Origin of the sequence: Cesiribacter andamanensis AMV16 (assembly GCF_000348925.1) — a bacterium.
Classification (GTDB): Bacteria; Bacteroidota; Bacteroidia; order Cytophagales; family Cyclobacteriaceae; genus Cesiribacter; species Cesiribacter andamanensis.
In genome coordinates this window covers 1-3,950 of sequence record NZ_AODQ01000210.1, presented here as the reverse complement: position 1 = coordinate 3,950, position 3,950 = coordinate 1, and the positions used below count along the sequence as shown (strand labels likewise).

General features: G+C 56.7%; 3 protein-coding genes. All 3 read left to right on the top strand.

The window, feature by feature from the left end; all coding sequences use genetic code 11:
• Positions 1–89: 89 nt before the first annotated feature.
• The 3 genes from ADICEAN_RS20395 (at position 90) to ADICEAN_RS20385 (ending at position 3,775) form a co-directional block, all read left to right on the top strand.
• Positions 90–722, top strand: a complete 633-nt coding sequence (locus ADICEAN_RS20395; protein ID WP_236612973.1) for a RagB/SusD family nutrient uptake outer membrane protein — start codon at positions 90–92, stop codon at positions 720–722.
• 18 nt (positions 723–740) lie between these two features.
• A complete protein-coding gene (locus ADICEAN_RS20390) occupies positions 741–2,540 on the top strand; it encodes a PKD domain-containing protein (protein ID WP_009197570.1) in 1,800 nt (599 codons plus the stop codon).
• Positions 2,541–2,665: 125 nt separating this feature from the next.
• Positions 2,666–3,775 (top strand): family 16 glycosylhydrolase, encoded by a 1,110-nt coding sequence (locus tag ADICEAN_RS20385; RefSeq protein ID WP_009197569.1) that lies wholly within the window; start codon positions 2,666–2,668, stop codon positions 3,773–3,775.
• Positions 3,776–3,950: the final 175 nt, after the last annotated feature.

Sequence of the window (3,950 nt, the reverse complement as noted above, 5' to 3'; positions counted from 1 at the left end):
CCTACGAAGGCAGCACCGAAACGGTATTCGACATAGAGTACCGGTCTGGAAGGGGGTAGCTACGGCTGCTTTTGTGTGTCTGGAAGGCTTTGCCGCCGTTGGCTTTCATGGCCATCCGGGGCTACAACGGTCCCATCTATGCCGATGGCAACAGCTACAACCTGCCTACCCAGGATCTGGTAGATGCCTTTGAAGCCGGTGATCCACGCCTGGCCGCCTCCATCCTGGACATTGAGGCCTTTGTGGCAAGCCAGTCCGAAACCGTTACCTATACCGAAGGGGGTGGCGGCCACACCGGCTACTACAATAATAAATACCTGAAACGCAAGGATGAGCTTGGCCTGGGCGACGATGACCTCACCAGCCCGGTAAACCATAAGGTGATTCGCTATGCCGATGTACTGCTGATGGCGGCCGAGGCCCATGCCCGCAAAGCCAGCCCCAACGAAGGCCTGGCCCGCCAGTACCTCAATGAGGTGCGGGATCGGGTAGACATGCCGGTGGTAACCGCCTCCGGCACGGCTCTGGTAGAAGCCATCTACCACGAGCGTCGGGTAGAGTTTGCCGGCGAGGGTCACCGCTTCTTTGACCTTGTGCGCACCGGCCGTGCTGCCGATGCCATAGAAGGCTTCCGCCCCGGCACCCACGAGCTGTTTCCTATTCCGCAGGCCGAGATAGACCTGGCCCGGGCCGGATGGCAGCAAAACCCCGGTTATAATTAACCCCTAAATCCGTACCCAATGAAACGTATACTTTATAATTTCGCCTGGATCATCGGCTTGCTGACCTTTGTGGCGGGCTGTGATCTCTTTGAGCAGGAGGAGTTCTCGCTGGGAGCTCCGCCTACCGAGCAGGATGCAGTCTTTACCTATGCCCCCACGGCCGAGAACGACAACATCATCCGCTTTACCAGTCCTTCCTCTGGCTTTATGAAAACCTGGGATTTTGGCAATGGCGCCCCGCTGGCCAAAGGCGATATAGCCACAGGGGTATACCCCCTAAAGGGCACCTATGAGGTAACCCTTACCGTGTTTACTTCCGGCGGCAGCGTATCTTCTACTCAGACCATTGAGATTGCCGAAACCGATCCCACCCTGCTAGACCTGCCCGTGTACAACATGCTGACAGGCGGCCCCAATGGCCCTGGCCAGAAAACCTGGGTGATTGATGCGGCACGCGCCGGCCACTTTGGTGTAGGGCCTGTTGATGCAAGCTCTCCCATCTGGTACGCCGCCGGCCCTAACGAAAAGCAGGGTGGTGGCCTCTACAACGATACTTATACCTTTCAGCTGGAAGGCTTTACCTATCTGATGGAAACTGCCGGCGATGTGTACCTAAACGGAGGTCAGGCAGGTAATTTCCCAGGATCGTATGAGAGCCCCGTAGGCGACTATACCGCCCCCTATACCCCACCTGCCAACCTGAGCTGGTCGGTTAGCGAAAATGATCAGGGCGTACAGTTCATCACCATCTCCAATGGCGGCTTTATCGGCTACTATACCGGCGTACGCACCTATGAGATCATTAGCCTGAGCGACAATGAACTGGTGCTGAAGTACTTCGATGCTGCCAACGATGCCCTGGCCTGGTTTCTGCGCCTGATTCCTGAGGGCTATACCCCTCCGCCACCGCCACCGCCAGCGGGCGTAAGCCTGCCACTGGGCTTCGAGACCCAAAGCCCCACCTTTACCACCTTTGGCGGCAGCACCTACGAACTGGTAGATAACCCCGACAAAAGCGGCATTAATACTAGTAACAAAGTAGCCAAGACCGAGCATGGCGGCGAAACCTGGGCCGGCCTGTTCTTTGAACTGACCGATCCCCTGGATTTCAGTACTCAGCCAATTATCAAGCTAAAAGTTTGGGCGCCCCAGGCCGGTACCTTCCGCTTTAAGCTGGAGAATATGGATAACCCCCAGGGAGATTTTATTGAGATTGATGCCGAAGTGCCCGTAGCAGAGGAATGGGTAGAGCTGAGCTTCGACCTGTCCCAGGCAGCCTCCGGCCGCTACGCCCGTATGGTACTGTTCCCGGGCTGGAACGTATCCAATGCCGGAACCTTCTACTTTGATGATATTCGCCAGGCAGCACCGCCCTTAGCCCTGCCCATTACCTTTGAAACGCAGGAGCCAGCCTTTACTACCTTTGGCGGCAGCACCTATGAGGTAGTGGACAATCCAGATAAGAGCGGCATCAACACCAGCAACCGGGTGGCCAAGACCGTACATGGCGGCGAAACCTGGGCGGGCCTGTTTGTAGAGCTGGGCAGTCCGCTGGACTTCAGCGGCCAGGGCCAGATGAAAGTAAAAGTATGGGCGCCCCAAACCGGTACCTTCCGCTTTAAGCTGGAGAATATGGATGATCCGCAGGGCGACTTCATTGAGCTGGATGCTGAAGTGACCGTAGCAGAGCAATGGACAGAAGTAAGCTTTGATTTCTCCAGTGCTCCAGCGGGCCGCTATGCCCGTCTGGTGGTATTCCCGGGCTGGAGTGTGGCCAACGCCGGTACCTTCTATTTTGATGATATCAGACTGGAGTAAAAGCGCTCACTGGCGCAGCACCCGTACTGCTGCGCCAGTGTACTAAACCGGATGAGAACCAAAGAAGGGCCCGCTTGCTTTAGGTAAGCAGGCGGGCTTTCTTTTTCTTCCTGAACATATCCTACATGAAACTACACCCTATACTCCTCCTCCTGGTCTTTGGCCTGCTGAGCTGGAGCTGCGACGATGATAAGCCGGAGCCGGGGCTTACCCTGCCGACCAACCTTACCCTTACAGTAGAAAAGGCCGGGGAAACCTCCGGGGAGATCAGCCTGCGCATATCCGCCCAAAACGCCAACTTCTATACCGTTTTCTTTGGGGAAGGACCTACTGAAACGCCTGTTACCACTCAGGAGCGGGTCCTGACCCATACCTATTCCGCTACGGGTACCTATACCATTACCGTGCGGGCCCATGCCACCCAAACAGCCTTTACCACCCAGACTACTGAGGTGACTATTCAGCTGCGGGATGGCGACTGGATTCCCACCACCGGCTACACCACCCCCGAAAGCTACGAAGGGATGCAGCTGGTGTGGCAGGATGAGTTCAGTGGCAGCCAGCTGAATGGGGCCAACTGGACCTTTGAGACCGGCACCGGTGCCGGAGGCTGGGGCAATAACGAGCTGCAGTACTACCGGCAGGAAAATACAGCGGTACGCGATGGCTACCTGATCATCACCGCCAAGCAGGAGGCCTTCGGAGGCCGGCAGTACACCTCTTCCCGCATCAAAACACAGGGCAAGCAGGAGTTTCAGTACGGCCGCATCGACATACGGGCGGTGTTGCCCCAAGGGCAGGGCATCTGGCCGGCGCTCTGGATGCTGGGCGCCAATTTTCCTACCGTAGGCTGGCCCGAAAGCGGCGAGATCGACATCATGGAAATGATTGGCGGCGCCGGGCGGGAAAACACGGTGCACGGTACCATTCACTGGTCCAATGCCGGAAACTATGCCACCTTCGGCCGGTCCTACAGGCTGCAGGAGGGCACCTTTGCCGATGAGTTTCATGTATTCTCGCTGGTGTGGGATGCGGGGCGCCTGCGTTGGCTGGTTGATGACGTGCAATTCAACGAAGTGGATATTACCCCTGCCGAGCTCAGCGAGTTTCAGCAAAAGTTTTTTCTTATCTTCAACGTAGCCGTAGGAGGGAACTGGCCTGGCAATCCCGATGCCAACACCAGCTTTCCACAGCGCATGGTGGTGGATTATGTACGGGTATTTCAGCCGGAATAGTTCAGCAGTATAATGAGGCAGTAAACGATTATGGAGAGACACATGAACAATTTTAGCATACACCAACCAGGCCCCTACCTGCTGCTCAGCCTTCTGCTGCTGCTGGCAATGCCGGGCCAGGCCCAGCAGCGGGGCAAGCTGATCTGGGCAGAAGAATTCAACAAGCGGGGCGATG